General features: G+C 64.9%; 24 protein-coding genes. 4 read left to right on the plus strand and 20 right to left on the minus strand.

The features are described 5' to 3' along the window. Positions 1–33 precede the first annotated feature (33 nt). The 5 genes from Q0D31_RS02475 to Q0D31_RS02495 all read right to left on the minus strand — a co-directional run bounded on the left by Q0D31_RS02475 (position 34) and on the right by Q0D31_RS02495 (position 6,985). The gene (locus Q0D31_RS02475; protein ID WP_291844269.1) at positions 34–423 is read right to left on the minus strand and encodes an OB-fold domain-containing protein; all 390 of its coding nucleotides are present in this window, start codon (positions 421–423) and stop codon (positions 34–36) included. After that, positions 423–1,571, minus strand: coding sequence for a thiolase domain-containing protein (locus tag Q0D31_RS02480; protein WP_291844273.1), 1,149 nt, complete (start codon positions 1,569–1,571; stop codon positions 423–425). The genes Q0D31_RS02475 and Q0D31_RS02480 overlap by 1 nt, the downstream gene beginning before the upstream one ends. A gap of 149 nt (positions 1,572–1,720) precedes the next feature. Beyond that, complete coding sequence (locus tag Q0D31_RS02485) at positions 1,721–2,056, minus strand: GcrA family cell cycle regulator (RefSeq protein ID WP_291844276.1); 336 nt, start codon at positions 2,054–2,056, stop codon at positions 1,721–1,723. 146 nt (positions 2,057–2,202) lie between these two features. Further along, positions 2,203–3,309 (minus strand): alpha/beta fold hydrolase, encoded by a 1,107-nt coding sequence (locus tag Q0D31_RS02490; RefSeq protein ID WP_291844278.1) that lies wholly within the window; start codon positions 3,307–3,309, stop codon positions 2,203–2,205. Positions 3,310–3,493: 184 nt separating this feature from the next. Then, a complete protein-coding gene (locus Q0D31_RS02495) occupies positions 3,494–6,985 on the minus strand; it encodes an indolepyruvate ferredoxin oxidoreductase family protein (RefSeq protein WP_291844280.1) in 3,492 nt (1,163 codons plus the stop codon). 324 nt (positions 6,986–7,309) lie between these two features. On the opposite strand from Q0D31_RS02495, the gene Q0D31_RS02500 reads away from it, so the two are divergent. Continuing rightward, positions 7,310–8,146: a cytochrome c gene (locus tag Q0D31_RS02500; RefSeq protein ID WP_366518489.1), complete on the plus strand. Its 837-nt coding sequence runs from the start codon at positions 7,310–7,312 to the stop codon at positions 8,144–8,146. A 117-nt stretch (positions 8,147–8,263) separates the two neighbouring features. On the opposite strand, the gene Q0D31_RS02505 is transcribed toward Q0D31_RS02500, so the two are convergent. Beyond that, positions 8,264–8,905, minus strand: a complete 642-nt coding sequence (locus Q0D31_RS02505) for a trimeric intracellular cation channel family protein (RefSeq protein ID WP_291846673.1) — start codon at positions 8,903–8,905, stop codon at positions 8,264–8,266. A gap of 130 nt (positions 8,906–9,035) precedes the next feature. Here Q0D31_RS02505 and Q0D31_RS02510 point away from each other — a divergent pair, with 130 nt between their 5' ends. Further along, positions 9,036–9,431 (plus strand): hypothetical protein, encoded by a 396-nt coding sequence (locus Q0D31_RS02510; RefSeq protein ID WP_291844283.1) that lies wholly within the window; start codon positions 9,036–9,038, stop codon positions 9,429–9,431. Positions 9,432–9,505: 74 nt separating this feature from the next. On the opposite strand, the gene Q0D31_RS02515 is transcribed toward Q0D31_RS02510, so the two are convergent. Further along, the gene (locus Q0D31_RS02515; RefSeq protein ID WP_291844285.1) at positions 9,506–10,321 is read right to left on the minus strand and encodes an isocitrate lyase/phosphoenolpyruvate mutase family protein; all 816 of its coding nucleotides are present in this window, start codon (positions 10,319–10,321) and stop codon (positions 9,506–9,508) included. A gap of 68 nt (positions 10,322–10,389) precedes the next feature. Continuing rightward, positions 10,390–10,698: an NIPSNAP family protein gene (locus Q0D31_RS02520; protein WP_291844287.1), complete on the minus strand. Its 309-nt coding sequence runs from the start codon at positions 10,696–10,698 to the stop codon at positions 10,390–10,392. A 211-nt stretch (positions 10,699–10,909) separates the two neighbouring features. Between Q0D31_RS02520 and Q0D31_RS02525 the strand changes: the two genes are divergently transcribed. Continuing rightward, positions 10,910–11,623 carry a winged helix-turn-helix domain-containing protein gene (locus Q0D31_RS02525; RefSeq protein ID WP_291844289.1) on the plus strand — a complete coding sequence of 238 codons (714 nt, stop codon included), beginning with the start codon at positions 10,910–10,912 and terminating at the stop codon, positions 11,621–11,623. A 459-nt stretch (positions 11,624–12,082) separates the two neighbouring features. On the opposite strand, the gene Q0D31_RS02530 is transcribed toward Q0D31_RS02525, so the two are convergent. Both Q0D31_RS02530 and Q0D31_RS02535 read right to left on the minus strand, forming a co-directional pair. After that, positions 12,083–12,445 carry a twin-arginine translocation signal domain-containing protein gene (locus Q0D31_RS02530; RefSeq protein ID WP_291844291.1) on the minus strand — a complete coding sequence of 121 codons (363 nt, stop codon included), beginning with the start codon at positions 12,443–12,445 and terminating at the stop codon, positions 12,083–12,085. A 109-nt stretch (positions 12,446–12,554) separates the two neighbouring features. Next, positions 12,555–12,872, minus strand: a complete 318-nt coding sequence (locus tag Q0D31_RS02535) for a hypothetical protein (RefSeq protein ID WP_291844293.1) — start codon at positions 12,870–12,872, stop codon at positions 12,555–12,557. A gap of 173 nt (positions 12,873–13,045) precedes the next feature. On the opposite strand from Q0D31_RS02535, the gene Q0D31_RS02540 reads away from it, so the two are divergent. Continuing rightward, positions 13,046–14,239, plus strand: coding sequence for a glycerophosphodiester phosphodiesterase family protein (locus Q0D31_RS02540; protein WP_291846682.1), 1,194 nt, complete (start codon positions 13,046–13,048; stop codon positions 14,237–14,239). Positions 14,240–14,263: 24 nt separating this feature from the next. Here Q0D31_RS02540 and ftsZ read toward each other — a convergent pair whose 3' ends face one another. The 10 genes from ftsZ to Q0D31_RS02590 all read right to left on the minus strand — a co-directional run bounded on the left by ftsZ (position 14,264) and on the right by Q0D31_RS02590 (position 24,217). Further along, on the minus strand, positions 14,264–15,478 hold the full coding sequence (gene ftsZ / locus Q0D31_RS02545; RefSeq protein ID WP_291844295.1) for a cell division protein FtsZ: 1,215 nt from the start codon (positions 15,476–15,478) through the stop codon (positions 14,264–14,266). A 48-nt stretch (positions 15,479–15,526) separates the two neighbouring features. Next, entirely contained in the window at positions 15,527–16,015 is a 489-nt protein-coding gene (locus tag Q0D31_RS02550) for a hypothetical protein (protein WP_291844297.1), read from the minus strand. 198 nt (positions 16,016–16,213) lie between these two features. Next, positions 16,214–16,561 (minus strand): hypothetical protein, encoded by a 348-nt coding sequence (locus Q0D31_RS02555; protein ID WP_291844299.1) that lies wholly within the window; start codon positions 16,559–16,561, stop codon positions 16,214–16,216. A gap of 147 nt (positions 16,562–16,708) precedes the next feature. After that, positions 16,709–17,671, minus strand: a complete 963-nt coding sequence (locus Q0D31_RS02560; RefSeq protein WP_291844301.1) for a dihydrodipicolinate synthase family protein — start codon at positions 17,669–17,671, stop codon at positions 16,709–16,711. A 56-nt stretch (positions 17,672–17,727) separates the two neighbouring features. Then, positions 17,728–19,260: an acyl-CoA carboxylase subunit beta gene (locus tag Q0D31_RS02565; protein WP_291844303.1), complete on the minus strand. Its 1,533-nt coding sequence runs from the start codon at positions 19,258–19,260 to the stop codon at positions 17,728–17,730. Positions 19,261–19,415: 155 nt separating this feature from the next. Next, the gene (locus Q0D31_RS02570; RefSeq protein WP_291844305.1) at positions 19,416–20,234 is read right to left on the minus strand and encodes a penicillin-binding transpeptidase domain-containing protein; all 819 of its coding nucleotides are present in this window, start codon (positions 20,232–20,234) and stop codon (positions 19,416–19,418) included. An 83-nt stretch (positions 20,235–20,317) separates the two neighbouring features. After that, complete coding sequence (locus Q0D31_RS02575; protein WP_291844307.1) at positions 20,318–20,584, minus strand: EscU/YscU/HrcU family type III secretion system export apparatus switch protein; 267 nt, start codon at positions 20,582–20,584, stop codon at positions 20,318–20,320. Then, on the minus strand, positions 20,581–22,146 hold the full coding sequence (locus Q0D31_RS02580; RefSeq protein WP_291844310.1) for a flagellar hook-length control protein FliK: 1,566 nt from the start codon (positions 22,144–22,146) through the stop codon (positions 20,581–20,583). Before Q0D31_RS02580 ends, Q0D31_RS02575 begins: the two co-directional genes overlap by 4 nt. A gap of 70 nt (positions 22,147–22,216) precedes the next feature. After that, positions 22,217–22,990 carry an ATP12 family protein gene (locus tag Q0D31_RS02585; protein ID WP_291844312.1) on the minus strand — a complete coding sequence of 258 codons (774 nt, stop codon included), beginning with the start codon at positions 22,988–22,990 and terminating at the stop codon, positions 22,217–22,219. A gap of 30 nt (positions 22,991–23,020) precedes the next feature. After that, positions 23,021–24,217 (minus strand): RluA family pseudouridine synthase, encoded by a 1,197-nt coding sequence (locus Q0D31_RS02590; protein ID WP_291844314.1) that lies wholly within the window; start codon positions 24,215–24,217, stop codon positions 23,021–23,023. Between the last annotated feature and the right edge of the window lie 11 nt (positions 24,218–24,228).

Genomic DNA, 24,228 nt, shown 5'->3' on the forward strand with positions numbered 1-24,228 from the left:
CTTGTCGTTGGGCGGCCAGCGCGCCCGGTCGCGCTAGGCCGGCGTAAAGAACGGCAGCGGCGCGCCGTCGGTCGGCTTGAACACCACCTTGACCTTCTGCCCGATCCTGAGCTTGTCCATGTCGCAGTCGACGATATTGGTCTGCAATGACGGGCCTTCCTTCAGGGTCACGAAGGCGATCGCATACGGCCCGGTGGCGGATTTGCGCATCAGGCTGAAAGTGTAGATCGTGGCCTCGCCCGAGCTTTCCTCCCACACCGTCTTGTCCGAGAAACAGAACGGGCAGATCGAGCGCGGAAAATAATGCGGCTCGCCGCAGGCGGTGCAGCGCTTGATTAGGAACTTGCCCTGCTTGGCGGCTTCCCAGAACGGCGCGGTTTCGGGGTTGGTCACAGGCGCCGGGTATTTCTTTGCTTCAGCCATCACACGCGCTCCAGAATGCAGGTCGAGGCGGCGTGGCGCACGCCGAGCAGTCCGCCGGTGCCGTGGGCGACCGCGAGATCGCAATTCGGCACCTGCACCTTCGGATGCGCTTGCCCGCGCAACTGGCGCACCGCTTCGATGACTTTCGTCATGCCGCCACGGTTAACCGGATGGTTGCTGCAGAGGCCGCCGCCATCGGTGTTGAACGGCAGCTTGCCGACGCCGGAGATCAGGTTGCCGTCGGAAACGAACTTGCCGCCCTCGCCCTTCTTGCAGAAGCCGAGGTCTTCGAGCTGCATCAGCACGGTGATGGTGAAGCTGTCGTAGATCGAGGCGTATTTGATGTCCTGTGGCGTGACGCCGGCCTCCTCGAACGCGCGCGGCCCCGACCAGACGCCGGCGGAGTAAGTCAGGTCGAGGTCCTTGCCGCCGCGAGGGCCCTTCATCGCCTCGCCATGGCCGATCAGCCGCACCAACGGCTTCTTCAGACTTTTGGCGATTTCCGGCGTAGTCACGATCATCGCGCCACCGCCATCGGTGACGACGCAGCAATCCATGCGGCGCAGCGGGTCCGAGATCATCGGCGAGTTGAGAACGTCCTCGACGGTAACGACGTCCCTCAGCATGGCATGCGGATTGTACTGGGCGTGGTGGGAGGCCGCGACCTTGATCCAGGCGAGCTGCTCGCTGGTGGTGCCATAGTCGTGCATATGGCGCATGGCACACATGCCATAGGCATTATGCGTCGTCGCGCCATAGGCCGCTTCGAAGTCCACCTCCGCGCCCGTGGCGCGCGCCGGCAGCGGCCCGGTGCGCGGCTTGCCCGCCAGCGTGAGCAGTGCGATCGAGCACTTGCCGGCCGCGATCGCCTCGGCGGCGTGACCGAGATGGATCAGATAGGAGCAGCCGCCGGTTTCAGTGGAATCGATGTGGCGCACCTTCAAGCCGAGGTAATCGACCATCGGCCAGGCCCCGCCGGGGGCGTCGCCGGCGCAGAAATAGCCGTCGATATCGGCCTTGGTCAGGCCGGCATCCTCGATCGCACCCTTGGCGACCTCGGCGTGGAGCTGTGCGGTGGATTTGTCGGGTGCGTGCCGGGTGGGATGCTCGTAAATCCCGGCAATGTAGGCTTTGCCCTTGATGGTCAAGTCGTTCTCCGCTGGCGTTTCTTCTTCCAGCGGTTTTTCTGGCCTTTCGGAGCAGCCTTGGCAAGCGCGTAAATATTCCGCCGGGCGAGAGGTTGGCGGCTGGGGCTTTGCCTTCTGCTGGAATCGAACGCGGTTCTCTGAACAACGCGCTAGCGCGAACCGGTATTCCTGACCGCATCAGCCAGCATGGCGTAAAGCTGGTGCTTGGTGAATTCCTTTGGCGGCCGGGATGCCGGCTTGCGCGCCGAAACAACCCTGTCCACCGGGCGGGCGCAGGCCGCCAACGACGGCGCGCTTCGTTTCGGTAGTGACACGATCTTCGGGTTCGCCGTTGGCGGCTTATGACCGCGCTTACGGCCCATCCGCTTCAACTTGGCACTGACGGCGTTACGGCTGTAGCCTAGCCGAGTTGCGATCTGGCCGGCACTTTGGCCATCGGCCCAAAGCTTCTTGAGCAGCGCTACGTCTTTCGCATCCCAACTCATGAGCGACACTATACACCGACGACGAGCTGCAGGCTAGTCGTCGCCGGGGTCATCGGACAAACGGTCGCGCTTGTCCTACCTGCGGTGTTGATCGCTGCCGCCAACGCTTCGTGAAGCGCTGGCGACGAAGCTCCCGCCCGGATCGTTCACAGACCTGCGGCCTCGTCGAGGAAGGCTTGTACCGTCTTGAACAACTGCAGCCGATTTTTCTCCATGATGATGCTGTGCGTGCCCTCCGCCAGTTCGACGTAGCGCTTGCCGGGCGAGTTTATCAGCAAGGGAAACAGCGTCTGCGCCATGTACGGAGGCGTGTCCTTGTCCCATTCGGCGTTAACCAGAAGCGTCGGCACCGTGATCTTGGCCGGATCGTAGTACGCCTTGCCCGCACCGAAGAATTCGGCGCCGTCGATTACCACGCCGTTCGGTGCGCGAAGCACCGGAGGGTTCATTTTGCCGCCTTCGGCGTCGGTGGCCCAGGTCGCGTCAGCCCAGGCGTCAAACCAGCCGGCCGGAATGAGAGCCTCCTTCTTGTCATCGGCCACGCCCGTCAGCCATCGCCCCAGCGCTTGATCCCTCCGCACCATCCGATAGGCCGGGATCGGGCCCGGGCCGGACTGCACGAGTGAAGGCGTGTTGCGAATCCACGCCGGCGCATAGAGCACCAGCCGTTCGACCTTGGCTGCGTTCTGCGTGGTGTACGTCGCCATCAGCGTGGTGCCCCACGACCAGCCGAGCAGGTTTACCCGCGCGATGTTGCGGCGCTTCAGAATGAAATCGACCACGGATGAGATGTCCTTAACAGCCGTCTCGCCGCGCACCAGCGGTGGGTTTGCCTCCGGCTTGTCGCTCATTTCCTTTGGCCGCGTCGACTTGCCATACCCGCGCAGGTCAAGGAGATAAACATCGTAGCCCCGAGCCGCGATGTAATCCATCCACGACATGCCATCCAGTTGCAGGTCGAAAGCCGTCGACGCCGGATAAGTCGCGCCGTGAACATACAGCACGGTCCGCTCCGGCCGGAACGAAACCATGTCCGCCGGCCGCTTGTTGCGGACATAGATTTCAATGCCCGCATCCGGCGACGGGACCATCATCTCCTCAACGACAAGTTTTGGAGTCTGGGCAAACGCGGCGGAAGCGAAAACGGATGAGATCGCGACAAGAAGTAGCGAGGCGCGCATGGACGTCCCCCTTTTTTTGTTTGTTGAGCGTTCGGCTTTGACAGCCGCTCTTGATCGACGGGAACAAATCACACTTCCGCCTGCTGCGAAAGCCGAGACCGAGACAAGCGGATCTGACGCCGATCTTTCGCTGGCCACCTTCGACGGGACTACAAGGCGCCTGGTCGTTTCGCCTTGGCGACTGGACCATGGACGGCCGGCCCCGGTAGCCGCGCTGCGCCTTGGCTCCGGCCCGCTGGCCCACTGGGTCTGACGCCTACTCCGCCGCGATCTGACGCGACGCGGGAGGTGGACTGACGAGATCGGCAGCCAGTTGGGCGTGGCGCGCCCTGGCGTCCCGCACCGCCTTTTCCTTCACCGGGCCGTAGCCGCGGATGCGATCGGGCAGCGACAGGATCTCGACGGCGGCGTCATGCGTGACCGGCGACAGCAGGCCGAGCACGGTGGCGGCGTCTTTCTCGTACCCGGCGATCAGGTCACGCTCGAGCTTGCGGTCGGTGCTGTAGCCGAAAACGTCGAACGGCGTGCCGCGCAGGAAGCGCAGCCTCGCCAGCGTCCGGAATACCGGCATCATCCACGCACCGAATGCGCGCTTGCCTGGCCGGCCCAGTGCATCCGGCTTTCCCGCCAGCATTGGCGGCGCCAGGTTGAAGTTGAACTTGAAGTCGCCCTCGAACTGGTCGCGGAGCTGCTTCTCGAACCGGCCGTCGGTAAAGAGCCGGGCGACCTCGTACTCGTCCTTGTAGGCCAGCAGCTTGGCATAGTTGATCGCCACCGCCCGCGGCAGCGCCTCGCCGTAGCCGCCATCGGTGGCGGCGTCGCGTACCTGGTCCACGAGCTTGCGGTAGCGCCTGGCGAGCCTGCCGCCCTGGTAGTCGGTCAGATGCGCGCTGCGGTGGGCGATGATCTCCTCAAGCGACATCGCCTCCAGCGTCTTTGGCGGCACGGTGTCATCCTGGTCCTTCATCATCGCGGCCAACCGCGCCGGGTCGGCCGCGGCGAGACGCCCGAGCTGGAAGGCCTGCGTGTTCATCTTGATCGCGACGCCGTTGACCTCGATTGCCTGCTCAATGGCTTTCGCCGACAGCGGCAGCAGGCCCCTCTGGTAGGCATAGCCCATCATCATGATGTTGGTGGCGATGGAATCTCCCAACAACGCTTCGGCGGGCTTGGTGAAATCGTAGAAAGAGGAATCCTTGCGCAGCTCGGTTTCCAGCACATGATTGACCTTGCGGCTCTGGAAATTGAAGTCGCGGTTGAGGATGAAGTCGGCGGTCGGAATGACGTGGGTATTGATGACGCCGACGGTGCGGCTCGACTCGCAAAGGGTGATGGTGTCCTTGGCGGCGGCCACCACCTCGTCCGCCGCCAACACCAGATCGGCGGTGCCGGTGACGATGCGCGAGCAGGTGACGTCGGCGGTATGCTCGGAAAGCCGGACGTGGCTGAGTACCGCGCCGCCCTTTTGCGCGAGGCCGGACATGTCGAGGATCATGCTGGCCTTGCCCTCGATATGCGCGGCCATGCCGAGCAGCGCGCCGATCGTCAGCACGCCGGTGCCGCCGACGCCGCCGACGGCGATGTTGTACGGCCGGTCCAGCGACGGGCGCGAGGCCGGCTCCGGCAGATCACCGACTTCGCCCAGGCTCGCCGGCGCGCGGCGGCGCGGTTTGCCGCCGTCAACGGTGACAAAGGACGGGCAGAACCCCTTAAGACAGGAGTAGTCCTTGTTGCAGGTCGACTGGTTGATGGTGCGCTTGCGGCCCATCTCAGTTTCCAGCGGCTCGACCGAGATGCAGTTCGACTGCACCGAGCAATCGCCGCAACCTTCGCACACGGCCGGATTGATCACGACGCGGCGCGCCGGGTCTTCCATCAGGCCGCGCTTGCGGCGGCGGCGTTTCTCGGCCGCGCAGGTTTGCACGAACACGATGGCCGAAGCGCCCTTCACCGCGCGGCAGGCCTTCTGGACGGCGTCAAGGTCATCGCGGTGAGCGACCTTGACGCCGGGCGCGATGTCGGAAGCCGGATAGAGTTGCGGGTTCTCCGAGACCAGGTAGATTTCCCGGATGCCTTCGGAATGAAGCTGGAAGGTGATCTGCTGCGGCGATAACTCGCCGTCGACATGCTGGCCGCCGGTCATAGCGGTCGCGTCGTTGTAAAGGATCTTGTAGGTGATGTTGGCGCCTGACGCGACCGCCTGGCGAATCGCCAGGCTGCCGGAATGGAAGTAGGTGCCGTCGCCGAGATTGGCGAACACGTGCTCTTCCCTGGTGAACGGCGCCACCCCGACCCACGGCACACCCTCGCCGCCCATGTGGGTGTAGGTCTCGGTCGAGCGGTCCATCCACAGCGCCATGAAGTGGCAGCCGATCCCGGCAAAGGCGCGGCTGCCCTCCGGCACCCTGGTCGAGGTGTTGTGCGGACAGCCCGAGCAGAAATAAGGGGTACGCGTGACCGGTGCGACCGCCTGCATCTGGGTCGCCTGCCGGCCGTTGAACCAATCGGCCTTGGCGCGCAGCATCGCGGCGATTTCAGGGTTGAGGTTAAGTCGGAGCAACCGCTCGGTCAGCGAACTCGCGAGCGAGGCAACGCTGAGTTCTGCAGCGAAAGTCAGAAAACGCTTGTCGTGGTCGTCCATCTTGCCGACGATGCGCGGGCGGACATCGTCGCGCCAGTTGAACAGCTCCTGCTTGACCTGGTTCTCGACGATCTCGCGGCGCTCTTCGATGATGAAGATTTCCTCAAGGCCAACGGCGAACTGCCGCACGCCTTCCGGCTCCAGCGGCCAGGGCATGCCGATCTTGTAAAGGCGAAGCCCGATCCTGGCGGCGACTTCCTCGGTGATCCCAAGTTCGCGCAGCGCCTGGCGGATGTCCTCGTAGCTCTTGCCGGATGCCATGATGCCGTAGCGGGCATTCGGCGAATCCATCGTGATGCGGTTGATCTTGTTGGCGCGCGCGAAGGCGATCGCCGCATAGCCCTTGTAGTCCTGCAGGCGCAGATCCTGCTCATAGCGATCGTCGGGCCAGCGCAGGTTGAGGCCGCCCGGCGGCATCTCGAAATCGGTCGGAATCACGAAAGGCGTCATCTCGTCGGTGAGGTCGATCTCGGCGGTGGTTTCCACCGTCTCGGTGATGACCTTCATGCCGACCCAGCAGCCGGAGTAGCGCGACATGGCGATACCCAAAAGGCCCATCTCGATCATTTCATGGATGCTGGAGGGATACAGATATGGCATCAGTGCGGAGATGAAGGCGTGGTCCGACTGGTGCGGCACGGTGGAGGATTTTGCGCCGTGGTCATCGCCGGCCAGGCAGAGCACGCCGCCGTTTTTCGCAGAGCCCGCCGTATTGGCGTGACGGAACACGTCGCCGCAGCGGTCGACGCCGGGGCCCTTGCCGTACCAGATGCCGACCACGCCATCGTACTTGGCGCCGGGCGAAAGGCTGAGCTGCTGCGAGCCCCAGACTGCGGTCGCAGCAAGGTCTTCGTTGACGCCCGGCTGAAACTTGATGTTGTACTGGTCGAGATGCTTGCGGGCGGCGACCAGCTGCTGGTCATAGCCGCCGAGCGGCGAACCGCGATATCCGGATACGAAGCCCGCGGTGTTCAGTCCCGCAGCGCGGTCGCGGCGGATTTGCGCCATTGGCAGGCGGACCAGCGCCTGGATGCCGGTGAGGAAGATGTGGCCGGAGCCTTGGGTGTATTTCTGATCGAGACTGATCGGACCCTGGTTGATTCCCATTTAAGCCCCTCTTTTTCACCCGTTGAAGACTGGATGCGCCGACGTTCTCTTGACGGATCAGTATGTCGAATTCTGAGGGCCGCGCACTACAAAATCCAGACATCCGGGCCGTGCCGCCAAAGATCGCAATTTCATACCGGAAACGACCAGGAAGCTTTTCGATTTGTGTCGTAGGGAAGCATCGGCACGAAACAGCATGATGTTGCCCGCTCGACCCTGTTTTGGCTAGAGTGTCCTAGCAGTGCGCCCATAACGCCATTTGGCTCAGGGACAGTATCGGACCCCATGCGGACGGTTCTCGCCAGCTTGCTATTGTGCGCTGCCTTGGCTGCAAGCGAAAGCCATGCCCAGCCCGGTGCCACATCGGCAGGCGAAACGTCCGCCGAGGACGTCGCACGCGGCAAGTCGCTCACCGAGGCCGGGGGCTGCGCCGGCTGCCACACCGTCGATGCCGCCAAACCGTTCGCCGGCGGAAAGCGAATCGACACGCGGTTTGGCGGGATCTATTCGGCCAATCTGACGCCAGATCGCGACACCGGCCTTGGCGGGTGGAGCGACGACGAATTCTACCGCGCCTTGCGGTTCGGCGTCGCCCGCGACGGTTCGCGCTACTACCCGGCGTTCCCCTACCCGAACTTCACCAAGCTGACCCGACAGGACATCTTGGCGATCAGAGTCTATCTGGCGACGCTGACGCCGGTGCGAAACCAGCCTCGCCCTCCGGAGCTGAGCTGGCCGCTGAACTATCGCGTCGTCATGCGCGGCTGGAACTGGTGGTTCTTCAAGCCCGGAATCCTGATGCCCGACCAGCACAAAAGCGCGGAATGGAACCGCGGCCGCTATCTGGCTGAAGGCGTCGGCCGCTGCGGTGCCTGCCATACGCCGAAGAATATGTTCGGCGCCGAAAAACGTGACCAGGCTTACGGCGGCGGGCGTATCGCCGGGGTGTTCGCGCCGCGGCTCGACGGCGCCGAAAATGGCGGCCTGAAATCCTGGAGCGTGGAGGACATCGCCGAATACCTGCAGAGCGGCCGCAACGGCCGGAGCCACGCTGGCCAGCTAGTGTCGGAGGTCGTCGTCAACTCGACATCAAAGATGAGCGAGGCGGATATCCGCGCCATTGCGGTTTACCTGAAGGATTTGCCGGCGGGCGCGCCGTAGCCGACGATTACCGCGAATCTATCCTCCGCTGCCAGGCAATGCCAATCTGCAATCGGCCGATCCATACAGCCGGTCAGGTCGCACAGGCGCGCAAGCCACGATAGGAGCGTCCTCCTTTCAACGCTGATCTCCACTGAAGACGAATTTCGGCATTTCCCATTTGTAGCGTATGGCCAACAGGCGCAGCGTCAGGCCGAGCACGAAAGTCAGCGCGGTCCATACATGATCATTGAGGTTAAGCGCGAAGGCGGAGGCGTAGAACAATCCGGTCACGACGGACACGCTGGCGTAGAGTTCCGCGCGAAACAACAGCGGCACGTCGTTGCAAAGGATATCCCGTAGCACGCCCCCGGCGCAGCCCGTGATCATGCCCGCCACGATCACGATCGGCAGTGACGCGTTCATCTGCCAGGCCACATCGCAGCCGGCCATGGTGAACACAACGAGCCCGATCGCATCCAGCACCAGGAACGCCGTACTGAGCCGATGGACATGCCGCGCGATCAAAATAGTGGCCAACGCCGCCACCGCGGTCAGCGCCAGATAGGACGGGTTTTGCACCCAGACCAGCGGATAGTGCCCGAGCAGCACGTCGCGAATGGTGCCGCCGCCGAGCGCGGTGATGCAGCCCAGCATGCACACGCCGGCCCAATCCATGCTACGCCGTCCCGCCGCAAGCGCGGCGGTCATCGCCTGCGCCGTCAAGGCCAAATAAGACAGCAGGTGCAGGACGGTATCGCTGGGCGGCAGGCTCCACATGGCAACCTCGTTTAGGGAACCGGGAACCACCGGCTCCGTCATGACCGGTTGCAGATTGCCGCGGAACATCCATGCGCGCCAGCCATTGTCTCCCAGTTACGTCTGGGGCGCCAACGGAGGAACAATTCTTATGGCAAATCAACTCAATCAGAACGACCCTTACCGCCCGAACCCGAATGACGACATCCGCCGTCAGCCTCGCCTGGAAAGCGAGCTGCAGGCCGATCCCGCACTCACCGAACGCCCGGCCAGTGGAATGAGGGTCGCCATGATCGCTCTCGCCGTCGCGGTTGTTCTGGGTGCCGTGTTTTACGGCCTTAACAACACCAGCGTAAACCAGGCGGGTACCACCCCGGCCAGCCAGACCGTGCAGCAAACGCCGCCGGCCGCTCCTCCCGGTATGCGTGACGTGACCCCGCGGACCAATGCCCAGCCGGGCATGACCACGGGTGCTGCACCATCAACGTCATCTCCATCTCCGAGCACAACCACTCCGCCAGCCGGTACGGCCCCGGCCGCCAGGTAGCAACGCAATCATCTGAAACCAGGCTGAATCATCTGAAACCAGGCAGCGGGCTCATTTGCCCGCTGCTTCTCTTGCTAGCTGAACATCTTGTTGAGTTCGCCACCGGGATAGCCGTTGGCAAGTTCAGTGAACGTCCCCTTCTCCGCCATCTCGCGGGCGGCTTTCATAAATCCGCCCCAGGCCGATCGCGCCAACGAACCACCGACACTGATACGTCGAACGCCGAGGTCTGCGGCTTGCGCAAGCGACAGACCGGACGCGCCGATCAGCAGATTGACGGGCTTTGGGTGCACGGCCTTCACGATGGCGGCGATATCTTCCCGGCTCTTGATGCCCGGTGCGTACAGGCAATCCGCGCCGGCCGCGGCGTAGGCGGTCAGGCGTTCGATCACCATCGCGAGGTTTGGTTGCCCGACCAGAAAGGCTTCGCACCGCCCGGTGAGAAGGACACCGCTGTCATCGGCGTCGATTGCCGCGCGCGCCGCCCTGATGCGCTCCACCGCGAGCGCGAAATCGTACAGCGGCCTGGCCGCGTCGCCGGTCGAATCCTCGATCGACAGGCCCGCCACGCCGGATTGAACGCCACGCGCGACATTGACGCCAACTTTCACGGGATCGTGGGCGAAGCCGCCCTCGAAATCCGCGTTGACCGGCAGGTCGACCGCCTTGCACAGCGCGGTGAGATGATCGCAAACCTCGTCGACGGTGACGCCGTTATCGGGCTTTGCCAACGTCCAGGCAAAACCGGCGCTGGTCGAGGCGAGCGCCTTGAAGCCCAGATGCTGCAGCGCCCGGGCGCTTCCGACGTCAAAGGGGTTCGGTATGATGAAACATCCGGCCTCGTGCAGCTTGCGAAAAGCGGCGCGTTTGTCGGCGGTCATGACCGGCATGGCTTTCTCCCATATATGTGTCGGCCAAGAAGATAGCGGCGCGGCGCATCCTGCGCCAGCGCTGCTTGTCACTTAACCACCTGCCGCAGGAATGTCCGCTCTTCCGCAAGACTGAGCTTGTTCTGCTCCGCGAAGTCGAAGTTGGCTGCGCCCTCCTCGTCCGCGCGAAGCCGCGCCCGGTAGCTTTCATAGGCCCCGAGACTGTCGAACGAGATCAGCGCGAAGGCGATGTTGCTGGTGCCCTCGTGCGGCATCCAGTACCCGATCAGGTCGCCGCCGCATTTCGGGATGATGGTCAGCCAGTTGCTTGCATATCGCTCGAACATCGCCCGCTTGAACGGATCGATCTGGTAACGGATGAATACGGTAATGGTCATCGAGGGCGCTCCAATGTTGATTTCGCCGTCTTGCGAGGAGCGGCGCGACGAAGCAATCCCTTCCTCCGCTGGTGGTGGCATGGGTTGCTTCACGAAGCCTGTCATCGGGCGCGCATTCGCGCGACCCGTTGGCTCGCAATCACGGAGCCCGTTATGGTGTGTCCCAGAATATCCGCTTGCTCGTCGCCGATGCTTCGTCTACCATCGAATTATGAAAGCAGGCCCCGATATCGCCATGGTCGCCGCGCTGGTTGGCGATCCCGCGCGCGCCAACATGCTGACCGCGCTGATGACCGGCCGCGCGCTGACCGCGACCGAGCTGGCGCATCAGGCCGGCGTCACGCCGCAGACCGCGAGTTCGCATCTGGCCAAGCTCGAGGCCGGCGGCCTGATCGAACCGGAAAAGCAGGGGCGCCACCGCTACTACCGGCTGACCGGCCCCGATGTCGCGGGCGTACTCGAAGGGCTGGCCGGCCTTGCGGAGCGCGCCGGGCATACGCGGGTTCGGACCGGGCCGAAAGAACCGGCGCTGCGCCGCGCCCGGATCTGCTATGACCACCTCGCGGGCGACCTCGGCGTGCAAATGCTTGACAGCATGAAACGGCAGCGGCTGATCCGGCAGGCCAAGCAGGCGATCGAACTCACCGGAGAAGGCAGGCGCTTCATGGCGAGCGCGCTGCAGATCGACGCCGAGGCATTGGCCCACCCGCGCCGGCCGCTATGCAAGGCCTGCCTCGACTGGAGCGAACGCCGTCATCACCTCGCGGGCACGCTGGGCGCCGCCATCATGAATCGGTTGACCGAGTTGAACTGGGCGGCGCGCGACCCCGCGCCCGGCAGCCGCGTCGTCAACTTCACCCGCAACGGTGAGAAACGATTCGCCGCGCTGTTTGGCAACACCCCTGGACTCGCCGCAGCGATCTGAGCTTCAGGCAAGCGATCGCCTGGCGCCGAGCCTTCGCTCACGGCTTCGGCGACCCATTCATTGGCTATTCAGGTTCCACCGCTACTTTCAAGACGTCGCCGCGGTCGCGGCCAAGACGGGAGGAAGCATGAGATATCTCTTCGCGGCAGTGATGATCGCGGCCTCGTTCGCCAGCCTTGGCGCGGCGAACGCCGCCGGCGGATGCGGCCCGGGCTGGCATCGCGGTCCCTATGGCGGGTGCCAACCCAATCGAAGGGCCGTTATCGTTCAGCCGGCCCCGTTCGTTGTCGTACGTCCGGCCCCGGTCGTTGTGGTGCGGCCCGCTCGTCGCGTGTGCCCATACGGAACCGTGTGGCGCCACGGGCGCTGTCGCGCTTATTGAGATCGAGCCTGACGCACCAGGCCCCGCTTCCGCGGGGCTTTTTTCCTGAGTTTGCGGCAGTCCCTGGTGGCTGCGCCTTACCAGTAACGACGCCGCCAGTAGCGGCGGCGACGCCGACCCCAATACCTGCGACGCCAGCCATAGTGCCGGCGGCGCCAACCATAGTGTCGACGTCCCCAGCCGCGATGCCGGCCACGACCCCAACCGCGCCCACGCCCACCGCCACGGCCGCGACCGCGGCCGCCGCGCACTTCTTCCGGCGTGAGGCTCTCGACCTCATCGCCTGTGGTCACGGCAGGCTGGGCATCCGGATTGGGGAGCCGGTCGGCGTCGTCGGCAAGAGGCACGGGCATCAGCGGCGCAGCTTGCGCGCTGGCGGCGAGCGCGACGCCGCCCGCGGCGAATCCAAAGACGAGTTTCAGAAAGTGCCGGCGTTCCATGAGTCCCCTCCACCGCGTTGCTGTGACGAGGAGAGTTTCAGCGTCGCAAGCTGAACGCCCGGTGAACTATCCGTTCAGCTTTGTGGCGCGGCAATGTCTTCACTGTGCCTCAGCGCGCCACGAGTTCCTCGGCCAGCAGCAGCACCTCGCGCGTGCGCGTCACCGCAGGCCAGTCGCGGTTGAAGTCGGAGATCAGGCGGTCAAGTTCCTTGCCGGTGATGGCGCGATCGAGGGCGGCCTGATCGGTGAACTGATACATCGCGTGATGCATCGACGGATCGGTCACGCTCCAGTAGCGCCACGCCTTCACGGCGCCGAAGGATTTCAGTGCATCCGGCAGGTGCTCGCGGGAATACCAGGCGTCGAACGCCTGGCGTTTGTCCGGATCGGACACGGTGGCGCGGACGACAAAGAAAGCTGCGGGCATCTGAATTCTCCAGGCAATGATTTTCGTTTTCGGCGTATGCGGCCGCTGACCGGCCCACACGCAACTGTCACATGCTCCGTGATATCCTGGCGGCGCGCAACGCGTTATCCGAGGACCCTCCCATGCCCACCAGCCATCGCTTCCTGCTGGCCGCTCTCTTTTCAGTCACTGCAATGCTTCCCGCTGCGGCGCAAGATGCTCCGCTGCCGCGCGAAGCGCAGATCGGGCCGCGGCCGTTCTATCTGGTCGACCGGATGAAGGACGGCCCGCTCAAGCGACAGCTCAGCCAGTGCACCGGACCGTTCCACAAGACCGATTTTTCGATCGGCCACCGTGGCGCGGCGCTGCAGTTTCCCGAGCACAGCCGGGAATCCTATGTCGCGGCCGCCCGGATGGGCGCCGGGATCATCGAATGCGATGTGACCTTCACAAAAGACCGGGAACTGGTCTGCCGGCATTCGCAGTGCGACCTGCATACGACGACCAATATCCTGACGGTCCCGGCGCTCGCCGCAAAATGCGCGCAGTCATTCACGCCGGCCAACCCGGCGACCGGCCGAAAGGCGTCCGCCAGGTGCTGCACCTCCGACATCACGCTCGCCGAATTCCGGACCCTGACCGCGAAGATGGATGGCTTCAATCCCGATGCAAAGACGCCGGAAGAATATCAGAACGGCACCCCGCGCTGGCGCACCGATCTATACGCCCATTCCGGCACGCTGATGACGCATGACGAGAGCATCGCGCTGATCAGGAGCCTCGGTGCCAAGTTCACACCCGAACTGAAGGCACCCGAGGTGCCGATGCCGTTCGAGGGCGACTACACCCAGGAGAAGTACGCCTCGCAAATGCTCGACGCCTACAAGAAGGCCGGCATCCCACCCGGCGACGTGTTCGCCCAGAGTTTCAATCTCGCCGATGTGCTTCATTGGCTGAAGACCGAGCCTGCCTTTGGCGCGCAGGCGGTGTATCTCGAAGACCGTTACGACAAACAGGGTCTCGACCCTGGCAAGCCCGAGACGTGGAAGCCCTCGATGGCTGAACTGAGAGCGCAGGGGGTGAGGATTCTGGCGCCGCCGATCTGGGCGATGCTGGCGCTGAGCGACAACAAGGAAATCGTGCCGTCGGAATACGCCAGGGCCGCGAAGGCGGCCGGCCTCGACCTGATCGGATGGTCGCTGGAGCGCGACGGCCCGCTGCACAAGGGCGGCGGATTTTATCACCGCTCGGTCAAACCGGCGATCGATCGCGACGGCGACACGATGACGGTGCTGGACGTGCTCGCCAGGCAAGTCGGCATCCGCGGCATGTTCTCGGACTGGCCGGCAACGACCACGTTCTACGCGAGTTGCATGGGCATGAAGTGAGGCCCGTTCCCGCTGCGCGGCGCCTCAGTTGGCCTTGCGGCTCAGGAAGTTCGGAATATCGAGAATTCTCTCCTCGACCAGGTTGCGCACCGCGGAGGAGCGGCCGTAGGGATCAGGGCTCTGCGCGATCGGATGTCGGGCCGCCGGGCGGAGCGGCGGACTCTCGAATTGCGGTGGCGTACCCCGCTCGATCCGGTCGGGGATGCGGCGCCTGTCGTTGCTCAGCCTGCCTGCGAGGTCTGTGAGCGAGCTTTCCCCTGACTGCGTCTGGCGCGCCGCGCCGAGATTGTCGATCCCGGTCGCCACGACCGAGACGCGGACGATGCCATCGAGGCTGGCATCGAAAGTCGCGCCGACAATGATGTTGGCGTCCGGGTCGGCTTCGTCGCGTATGCGGGTGGCAGCTTCGTCGACCTCGAACAGCGTCAGGTCCCTGCCGCCGGTGATCGAAACAATCAGGCCACTGGCCCGCTTGATCGAGGGATCCTCGATCAAAGGATTGGAAATCGCCGCCACGGCGGCGTTGAGTACGCGCTTTTCGCCGGAAGCCTCGCCCCTGCCCATCATGGCCTTGCCCTTCTCGCGCATGACCGAGAGAACGTCGGCGAAATCGAGATTGATCAGCCCTTCCTTGACGATGAGGTCGCTGATACAGGCCACGCCCGAATACAGCACCTGATCGGCCATGGCGAAGGCATCAGCGAACGTGGTCTTCTCGCTGGCCACCCTGAACAGGTTCTGGTTCGGGATGATCAGCAGGGTATCCACCTCCTTCAGCAGTTCCGCGATGCCGGCTTCGGCATAACGCATGCGGCGCTGGCCTTCGAAATGGAACGGCTTGGTGACGACACCGATGGTGAGGACGCCAAGCTCCCGCGCGATCCTGGCGATGACGGGCGCCGCCCCGGTACCGGTACCGCCACCCATGCCGGCGGTAATGAACACCATATGCACGCCGGCGAGGTGATCACGGATAGCATCGATGGTCTCTTCCGCCGCGGCGCGCCCGACCTCGGGCTGCGCGCCCGCGCCAAGACCTCCGGTCACCTTCGCGCCCAACTGGATGACGTGCGGGGCTTTCGAACTGGCGAGCGCCTGGGCGTCGGTATTGACGACGACGAACTCGACGCCCTGCAGTCCGGCCCTGATCATGTTATTGACGGCATTGCCGCCGGCACCGCCAACGCCACATACGATGATGCGCGCCTTCAACTCGCGAATATCCGTAGTACCAGTCATTAGTGCCTCACACAGCGCCGTCGGGTCGCGGAATAAAGGGAGAGATTGCTACCCACGCGCAGCGGCCTTGCGGTCTGCTTCCACCAGGGTTGCGGCCAGGTGCCCCACCCGGCGTCCAGCCGGTCCGTCGCCAACCGTTCGACCAGCGGTCCGCAACGCTGTCACCTCGCGCTCCAGCCATGCCATAGCCTCCGTGGCAGCCCTGGTTGCCGCAGACGCCTCCCGCAGTTCGTTCATGAGGCGGTCGGCGCGTTCGCGCTCGCGCTCGAAATCTGCGCGGTGCGCGGCTGCGTTGGCTTCCAGCCGCGCCTCCAAGGCTTCCACCTGTGCCGCCAACACGGCGATCTTGTCCACTCGGCGACTGCCCGGTGGCTGGGGCGCATGCCTGATTTCGGCGAGATCAACGCTCACCAGGGCCTTGCCGTCAGCGGAACGCGAGCGCGGCAACCGGCGCCGCCTGGCAAGCGACCGCGCGGCCTCCGGCGAGACGCTCAGGCGATCGCCGAGCGCGCGATAGGTCAGTAATTCGATGGTCATCGGCGGCTCTCCTTGAACGAACCGGGCTGCAATGGGCTGATGATGACCGCGCCGTGATCGCAGGCTAAGCCGGCATGGTTAACAGAGGGTTAACCGGCGGGCTGCTGGCGCCAATCCGCCTTGCGGTCTTCGCCCCGGGGGTGACGGGCTTTCCTCATCGGCTTACCTCGCGCATGCGCGCCTTTCCGATCAGCCGCATCACACCAGTTTCATCGGGGCGTCGTCCACCAGCCGGAGGTCGATGCGGCCGATCAAGTCCGAACGGAGCACTTCGGCCGCAGCAAGGGCGGCCTCGGTCTGCTGCAGCGTACTGACATTCGATCCGAGCGACACGATTCCGCCCAGCACCAGCGCGATCGACCCGAGGGCTGCGACGGGACTGGACCCGAGCAGGCCGAGCATCATCAGCAGCAGCAAGGCGATCCCGCCGCCGATGGCTGCCTTCGAAACCAGGACAATCTTCCGGCATCGCTCGGCGACCTCGGCAAGGTGCCTGATCCGCGCTTCGATTTGCGAAATCTCGTCGGTCGGATCGTCTTCGGCCATCGGATTCAGGATCGGGAAAGCTTGTGTCACAGGAGGATGCAGGTCGCTAGAGCATGATCCGGAAAAGTGTGTAGCGGTTTTCCGAAAAGATCATGCTCAAACAGAGAGCTAGACAGGGATGACGATTCGAAGAAAAGTCATCCCGGTCTAGGCGGCGTCGCGTCCCAGTGCGGCTCCCGCGTCGAGCAAACCCGCCTCGATCAACGCATCCCGGATCCGGGCGATCTCCGCCTCCGATATCTTGACCAGCGGCGGACGCACCACCGCCCGAGGCAGTTTGCCAAGCAGCACCAGCGCCTCTTTCATGCGGTTGTGCATGTCGACGAAGGGATCGGCGTAGAATACCCGCGCCGTCGGATAGATCCGGTCGTTGAGCCGGCGGGCCTCGGCGAGATCGTTGGCCCGCACGGCGCGATAAAGCCTCGCCTGAAGATCGGCGATGACGCTGCCGCTGCCGGAAAGCAGACCGTTGCAGCCGAGCACCAGCGAGCTCAGGAGCCATGCGCTATTGGTGGACAGCACGTTGATGGGGCGCTTGCGTCCCTGCAACGCCCGAATCTGGCTCTCATGTTGCGGCACCAGCGGGGTCCAGTCCTTGATGGCGCGGATGGTCGGCACTTCGTCGAGCAGCCGCTCCAGCGTCGCCGCCGGATAGCCCTGCCCGGTGGCGAGCGGATATTGAAACGCGATCAGCGGCAGATCGGTTGCGTCAGCGATGGTCTTGAAATGGGCCAAAGCCATCGCGGCCGACTGACCAATCGTGAACGGCGCCGGCGGAAACACCAGAAGCGCCGATGCGCCGCCGGCCTCGGCCTCGCGCGCGATCCGCGCCGCCTCCAGGCTGCCATCCGCCCAGATGCCGTGAACCACAGGCAATTTGCCGCCGACTTCCTCGCCCGCGATTTCCATGACGCGCCGCTGTTCGTCGCGCGTGCACGAGGCCACCTCGGTGGAGTGCGCGTTGACCGTGATCGCCGACAGCCCCTGCACCGCCCCGACATCGCGCAAATGGGCCCGGAAGCTCGGCTCGTCGATCGAGAAGTCCTCGTGGAACGGCAGCAGCACCGCCGGAATGACGCCGTGGGGCACGAAATCAGGATGGCGGGTCATTGGCTCGTCTCCTTCCGTTAAGGTATTGCCTCACAGCGAGCGGGGAGTGTTTCTCTCTACAACGGCAAATTGTCGTGCTTCTTCGCGGGCATCTCGACCTTCTTGTCCCTAAGCATCGCCAGCGCGCGGGCGATCCGCCTCCGCGTCGAATGCGGCATGATGACGTCGTCGATGTAGCCACGCTCGGCGGCGATGAAGGGGGACAGGAAGCGGTCTTCGTATTCCTTCGTGCGCGCGGCGATTTTCTCGGCGTCGCCGATGTCGGCGCGGAAAATGATCTCGACCGCGCCCTTGGCGCCCATCACCGCGATCTGCGCCGTCGGCCATGCGTAATTCATGTCGGCGCCGATTTCCTTGGAGGCCATCACGTCGAACGCACCGCCATAGGCCTTACGGGTGATGACCGTGACCAGCGGCACCGTGCACTGCGAATAGGCGAACAGGAGCTTCGCGCCGTGCTTGATCAGGCCGCCATATTCCTGCGCGGTGCCGGGCAGGAATCCCGGCACGTCGACGAAGGTGACGATCGGGATGTTGAAGGCGTCGCAGAAGCGGACGAAGCGCGCGGCCTTGCGCGAGGCGTCGGAGTCCAGCACGCCCGCCAGCACCATCGGCTGGTTGGCGACGAAGCCGACGGTGCGGCCGGCGATGCGGCCGAAACCGGTGACGATGTTCTTCGCGAAGGCTTCCGAAATCTCGAAAAAGTCGCCCTCGTCCACAACCTTGCCGATCAGCTCCTTCATGTCGTAGGGCTTGTTCGGATGGTCGGGGATCAGCGTATCCAGCGACATGTCGACGCGCTCGATGTCGTCGAAGCTCGGCCATTCCGGCACGCCGTCGGTGTTGTTGGAGGGCAGGAAATCGATCAGCCGGCGCATCTGCAGCAGCGTCTCGACGTCGTTCTCGAACGCGCCGTCGGCGATCGAGGAGCGGGTCGCATGCACCGAGGCGCCGCCGAGTTCTTCCGCCGTCACCACCTCGTTGGTGACGGTCTTCACCACGTCGGGACCCGTGACGAACATGTAGCTGGTGTTCTTCACCATGAAGATGAAGTCGGTCATGGCAGGCGAATAGACGTCGCCGCCGGCGCACGGGCCCATGATGACGGAGATCTGCGGGATCACGCCTGAGGCAATGACGTTGCGGCGGAACACGTAGGAATAGCCCGCCAGCGCCGCCACGCCTTCCTGGATGCGCGCGCCGCCGGCGTCATAGAGGCCGATGATCGGCGCCCTCGCCTTCATCGCCATGTCCTGCAGTTTTGTGATCTTCAGCGCATGGGTCTCGGACAGCGAGCCGCCGAAAACGGTGAAGTCCTTGGCGAAGACAAAGGTCTTGCGGCCGTTGACGGTGCCCCAGCCGGTGACGACGCCGTCGCCCGGAATCTTGTTCTTCTCCATGCCGAACTCGGTCGAACGGTGCTCGACGAACATGTCGAACTCCTCGAACGAGCCCTTGTCGAGCAGAAGCTCGATGCGCTCCCGCGCGGTCAGCTTGCCGCGGGCGTGCTGCGCCTCGATGCGCTTCTCGCCGCCGCCAAATTTGGCGCCGGCGCGCCGCTCCTCGAGGCTATCCAGGATGTCCTTCATCTGCTTCCGCCCGTTTCTAGGTCGATTTAGGGCCTTCTAACACGCCCTTTTCTGAACCGGAAACACCCCCGGAAGCTGGCAAGCGGGTCTGGCGCGCTGGTTCTCGGCACCCTGACCAAAGTGGCCGGGCATGGCCGATACATCACCCAAAACCGTCAGATCGCCACGATATCAGTGAGGCATTGCTGCGTCACCGTCATCCGCGCGGCGATGTGGCTTTGCTCCTTGCAGTCCATGTTCATGGCGAACACGGTTTGCCGGCTGCCCTTCTCGGCCCAGCCGACCATCCAGCCCAGTGACGGCCTGCCCTGCTCCGCGCCCAAAAGCCCGCTCTTGGTGCGGATCGTGGCGTCGCCGACCTTGGTCACGGTCAGGATGTCGCGCGCCAGTTCCTGGCTGCGCGCGGAGACCGGCAGCACGCCGCGGCGCAGCCGGTCGAGGAAGTCGATCTGCTGGATCGGATCGATCCGCAGGTTACCGGTCAGCCAGAACTGGTCGATGCCGCCGCCGATGTCGCGATTGCCGTAGTCCATCAGGTCGACGTACTTCTGCATGCGCTCGGATCCGATGCGCCGCGCGATCTCCTGATAGATCGGTACAGCGGAGGCCGCGATCGCCGAGCGCAGGGTGTGATCCTTGTTCCAGGGCTCGATACTGCGCGTCACCCCGTCCCACTTGAAGACGTCCTTGTCGGGATCCACCACCACGCCAGTCTCGAGCGCGATGATGGAATGCGGGATCTTGAAGGTCGAGGCCGGCAGCCTGCCCTCGCCCGAACGCACCTTGTCGCTGGCGATGATCAGGTAGTCGTCCACCTTGTAGGCGACGAAGGTACCTGTGGTGCCCAGTGCCAGAAAACGCCGGGCCAGGTCGTCGCGAAACTCGCTGCGCTGGTACGAGACGTTGGCGAGGCCGGTTGGGGGGAACAGGCTGGTCGCGGCGACGAGGCCCAGCGCATGGCGGCGGTTGATCAAGGGATATCCGAGCCGGTTCAGAAACCTCGGAAAACGATGCCGATGGCATCGTGGAAAAACTATGACAATGGCAGCAGGATCAGCTAGCGAACCCGCCCTGACAGCCGCAGCACGAAGATCAGGACCTCGGCAACCGCCTTGTACAGTTCCGCCGGAATCTCGTCGCCGATCTCGACGTGCGACAGGGCGCCCGCCAGCACTTCGTTCTCCTCGATAGGAATGTCGTTAGCCCGGGCGAGTTCGATGATCCTGGCGCCGATTACGCCCTTGCCCTTGGCGACGACGAGCGGCGCGCCGGTTTTGTCGTAGTGCAGCGCGACCGCGAGCCGATTCCTGGTCTCGACGCTCATAGCGCGCGATCCAGAAAATGGCCGGCGCGCGCGGGCGCGGCCGGCGGCGGTGGCGTGCCGTCGCGGATCACGATATCGCCGGGCGTCAGTTCGGCCCGGCTGAGCGCCTGGCTCAGTTCTGAGGCGCCAGCGCGCAGCTGCGCCGCCGTGTTGGGCCGTTCCGCCCACATCCGGACCGAGGTCTTTTCGCCCGTGAGCGATACCAGCGCATGAACCGGGCCGGCCGGCTCGACGTCGAGCGAAAACCGCGCCCGCCACACCCGCTTGGCAGCCTCGACTTCCTCGGCCGCACCATCGCGGGAAATCTCGAACTGGGCCATCGCCGTGCCCTGCGGCGTCACGAAGGGAATCTCGAAATGCCAGCGCGGACCCGGCGCATCCACCCTTGGCGCCGAGGCCTCGACGCGATCCGGCAACGAGGCCACCTGCAGCAAGGTTTGCCGCGCGATCGCGGCATCGGTGTCATCGAGCAGATGATGCGCGGTCGTCGCCAGCGGCGCATCGGGCGCGAGCGTCGGCGCCGCGACCGGCTGCGCGGCCGGAAGCGCGCCGCGGATCGGCGGAGGCGGCGTATTGGTATGGAAGGTCAGGTCACCTCGAGCATCCGTTGCCGCACTCGCTATTCGCCCGGGGATGCCGAGCTGCTGCAGCGCCTCCTGCAGCAGGTTCAAGGTCGCCCCGGCCGAAGGCAAGGCGTTCAGCCCGGCGGTCGGCGCGCCGCGGGCGGCGCCGCCGGACACCGCGATATCGGTGGCGGCAGGCAGCCGCGCCTGTGACCGCAAGATTTCCTGAACGTCGGATTCCAGTGAAGGCGCGAGGCTGGCTGCCTCGGCGTTGAGGGTCACGGGCGCCGCCGGAGCTGCGGCCGCGGCCTTGGCGCCAAGCGCCGACTGCAGCGTCTGCCGCAGCACGATCAGTGCGGCCTTGAGATCGGGAACGCCGGTCGAAGGCGCCGAACCCGACGCCAGCGAAGCCTCAAGAAAAATACCGGATTTCTGGAACGCGGTCTTGATGTCGCCGCCAGCGAGGTTTTGGTCGAGGCTGGTCTGTTGTGCCAGCACCTGCGCCATCGCCTCGCGCAATTTGGACGGCAGGCTGATGGACGAGACGGCCGTGCCGAGATTGGCGAACAGTGGCGCCAGGCTTTCCTGCTCGACGGCCGCGGCCTGCGCAGCGACCGAGACCGCCGCCCGCTCGATCGGGCTCAACGGGTCCTTTGAAGCCAGGGTCATCGGACGGGCGGTCGCAGCATCGTCCAGCGCATCGGGCGAAAGCGTAACGGCGTCAGCCGCGGCGCCGCCGCCCTGCCCGACCACCGCAAGGCGGATGCCGTCCTTGGTCTGCGATACCGCGAGCTGCAGGGTCTGGCCTTGCTGCAGCGGGACTTCCGAGGCCACGTCGATCGAGAGGCTGGCGATGGCGATCCGCACCAGATCGGCGGAGAGAATCTTGAGCACCTGCGCGTCGACCACGCTGCCCGGCTGAAACACGAGTTCGGGCGCAAGGCCGCCAACCCCTTGGGCGGCAAGCACGGGAGCGGTGGGATTAATTGCGTTCGCCATATCTGAGGTCTCGGCCAGGCCAGACCCTAACCCGGCGGCGTAAACCTCTCGTTAACCCGAGGGCCGAAGGTCAGACCTTCAGCGCCGCCAAAATGGCCACCGCAGCCTGGAAATCGACCAGACGAGAGGCTCGACGCGCGGCTACCTCCTCGTCCATGCCCCATTTCTCGATGTTCCAGTCCTCGTCGACATGGGCCGCCGCCCAGACCTGATCGGCGTCGCTGACGCCGTGCAGCAGCGCCAGCGCCAGCAGAGCCGACCCGGTCAGCGTCGTCACCACATGCAGCGCCGCCACCGACCAGGCGTCAGCCGGAAACGCGCCGCGCGCCGCCGCGATCGCCTGCGCCGGCTGGGTCACATGCACGATCCCCTCGGACAGGATGAAATGCGCCCCCAATTCCCTGGCGGCCCAGGCCAGCACGGGATCCCAATATGCGGCCTCCCTGGCGACCAGCGCCGCGGGATGGCCCGCGCGATAGAAAAGCAGATCGGTGCCGAGATATTTGGCGACGTCCTCAGCTACCGCATCGACGCGATCGCCGATCTCGGCGACACTGTTGGCAAAGCGGGTCAGCGGCATGGCCAAGGGATTGATGGTCTCGCCTTGCGCATTCCATTCCGCCGCGATGGCTTCCGCAATGCCGGCTTTCGGCGCCAGCACCTGGCGGCCGGACGGCGTGCGGATCGGCCTGCCATCGAGCGTGACCGCAAACCCGCCATCGGCCTCTGCGAATCCGGCAACCTTGTAGAAGCGCTTGCGCTGGGGCGTGCGCGAGCCGCGGCGCACCGCCTCCTCGGGATCGAACGGTGATTGCCCGGCGACTTCGTCGAATAGCTCACGCATGCGGTTCTCGGCTTCCGGCGGTGACGAGGCCTATTCCTCCGGCGCGTTCTCGATCGGATCGAAACGGTCGGCCTCGAGCCCGAGCAAATTCCAGGATTGCAGCATGTGCGGCGGCAGCGGCGCGCTGACATCGATCACGCCGCCGCGCGGGTGCGGAATCGAAATCCGCCGCGCCAGCAGATGCAGGCGGTTCTGAAGCCCGCCCGGCAGCTCCCAGTTCTCCTTGTTGAAATATTTGGGATCGCCGACGATCGCGTGATCGATATGCGCCATGTGCGCGCGCAGTTGATGGGTGCGCCCGGTGACCGGCTTCAGCGAGATCCAGGCGAGCTTCTGCGCCGAGGTCTCGACGACGGCGTAATGGGTCACGGCGTGGCTTGCGCCCTCGTCGCCATGCCTGGCGATCCGCATGATGGTGTCGTCCTCGCTCTCCTCCTTGGCAAGATAAGTCGAGATGCGGCCCTGCTTCGGCTTCGGCACGCCCGCCACCAGCGCCCAGTAGATCTTTCGCGCGGAACGGTGGCGGAACGAGCCGGTCAGCGCGGTCGCGGCAAAGCGCGTTTTCGCAATCAGCAGGCAGCCCGAGGTTTCCTTGTCGAGCCGATGCACCAGCCGCGGCTTCTGGCCCTTGGCGTCGCGCATCACCTCCAGCATGTCATCGACATTGCGGGTGATGCCCGAGCCGCCCTGGACCGCGAGCCCGGCCGGCTTGTTCAGCACCATGACGTCGGCGTCCTCGAACAGGATCATGTCCTTGAGTGCCTGCAGCGTTTTGTTGGCGGCTTCCGAGAGCGGGCCGGCAGCCTTGGGCGTGTCCAGCCGCAGCGGCGGGATGCGCACGCTCTGGCCTTCCTCCAGCCGGTCCTTGCTGTCGGCGCGCTTGCCGTTGACCCGCAACTCGCCTTTGCGGACGACCCGCTGGATGTGGGAGAACGACAGGCCGGGGAAGCGCGCCTCGAGAAAGCGGTCAACCCGCATGTTGTTCTCGTCCGCGGTCACCACGACGGTCTGAACCTTGGTCGGCAGCGGCAGCAGCTCGGGCGCGGCCTTTTCCGGCTCCGGCACAAAAGGCATTGCGGCGCGCGGCGGCGAGGCCGGGAACCGCGGCGGCGGCTTTCCGCCCGGACGACGGGCCTGCGGCCGCTCGGCCGGCGAGCCCCGATAAGGACGTGCGCCCTTCGGACGATCGCCCGCCGGGCGGAGAGGTTTCTTGACGCGACGGCTCATGATTGCTGCGG

Source organism: Bradyrhizobium sp., from assembly GCF_022844465.1.
Classification (GTDB): Bacteria; Pseudomonadota; Alphaproteobacteria; order Rhizobiales; family Xanthobacteraceae; genus Bradyrhizobium.

What these genes read in the sequence shown, in the direction of transcription:
- Q0D31_RS02475 (WP_291844269.1), bottom strand. Translation starts at nt 423, where the DNA reads ATGGCTGAAGCAAAGAAATACCCGGCGCCTGTGACCAACCCCGAAACC.
- Q0D31_RS02485 (WP_291844276.1), bottom strand. Translation starts at nt 2,056, where the DNA reads ATGAGTTGGGATGCGAAAGACGTAGCGCTGCTCAAGAAGCTTTGGGCC.
- Q0D31_RS02495 (WP_291844280.1), bottom strand. Translation starts at nt 6,985, where the DNA reads ATGGGAATCAACCAGGGTCCGATCAGTCTCGATCAGAAATACACCCAA.
- Q0D31_RS02505 (WP_291846673.1), bottom strand. Translation starts at nt 8,905, where the DNA reads ATGTGGAGCCTGCCGCCCAGCGATACCGTCCTGCACCTGCTGTCTTAT.
- Q0D31_RS02510 (WP_291844283.1), top strand. Translation starts at nt 9,036, where the DNA reads ATGGCAAATCAACTCAATCAGAACGACCCTTACCGCCCGAACCCGAAT.
- Q0D31_RS02515 (WP_291844285.1), bottom strand. Translation starts at nt 10,321, where the DNA reads ATGCCGGTCATGACCGCCGACAAACGCGCCGCTTTTCGCAAGCTGCAC.
- Q0D31_RS02520 (WP_291844287.1), bottom strand. Translation starts at nt 10,698, where the DNA reads ATGACCATTACCGTATTCATCCGTTACCAGATCGATCCGTTCAAGCGG.
- Q0D31_RS02525 (WP_291844289.1), top strand. Translation starts at nt 10,910, where the DNA reads ATGAAAGCAGGCCCCGATATCGCCATGGTCGCCGCGCTGGTTGGCGAT.
- Q0D31_RS02530 (WP_291844291.1), bottom strand. Translation starts at nt 12,445, where the DNA reads ATGGAACGCCGGCACTTTCTGAAACTCGTCTTTGGATTCGCCGCGGGC.
- Q0D31_RS02535 (WP_291844293.1), bottom strand. Translation starts at nt 12,872, where the DNA reads ATGCCCGCAGCTTTCTTTGTCGTCCGCGCCACCGTGTCCGATCCGGAC.
- Q0D31_RS02540 (WP_291846682.1), top strand. Translation starts at nt 13,046, where the DNA reads ATGCTTCCCGCTGCGGCGCAAGATGCTCCGCTGCCGCGCGAAGCGCAG.
- ftsZ (WP_291844295.1), bottom strand. Translation starts at nt 15,478, where the DNA reads ATGACTGGTACTACGGATATTCGCGAGTTGAAGGCGCGCATCATCGTA.
- Q0D31_RS02550 (WP_291844297.1), bottom strand. Translation starts at nt 16,015, where the DNA reads ATGACCATCGAATTACTGACCTATCGCGCGCTCGGCGATCGCCTGAGC.
- Q0D31_RS02555 (WP_291844299.1), bottom strand. Translation starts at nt 16,561, where the DNA reads ATGGCCGAAGACGATCCGACCGACGAGATTTCGCAAATCGAAGCGCGG.
- Q0D31_RS02560 (WP_291844301.1), bottom strand. Translation starts at nt 17,671, where the DNA reads ATGACCCGCCATCCTGATTTCGTGCCCCACGGCGTCATTCCGGCGGTG.
- Q0D31_RS02565 (WP_291844303.1), bottom strand. Translation starts at nt 19,260, where the DNA reads ATGAAGGACATCCTGGATAGCCTCGAGGAGCGGCGCGCCGGCGCCAAA.
- Q0D31_RS02575 (WP_291844307.1), bottom strand. Translation starts at nt 20,584, where the DNA reads ATGAGCGTCGAGACCAGGAATCGGCTCGCGGTCGCGCTGCACTACGAC.
- Q0D31_RS02580 (WP_291844310.1), bottom strand. Translation starts at nt 22,146, where the DNA reads ATGGCGAACGCAATTAATCCCACCGCTCCCGTGCTTGCCGCCCAAGGG.
- Q0D31_RS02585 (WP_291844312.1), bottom strand. Translation starts at nt 22,990, where the DNA reads ATGCGTGAGCTATTCGACGAAGTCGCCGGGCAATCACCGTTCGATCCC.
- Q0D31_RS02590 (WP_291844314.1), bottom strand. Translation starts at nt 24,217, where the DNA reads ATGAGCCGTCGCGTCAAGAAACCTCTCCGCCCGGCGGGCGATCGTCCG.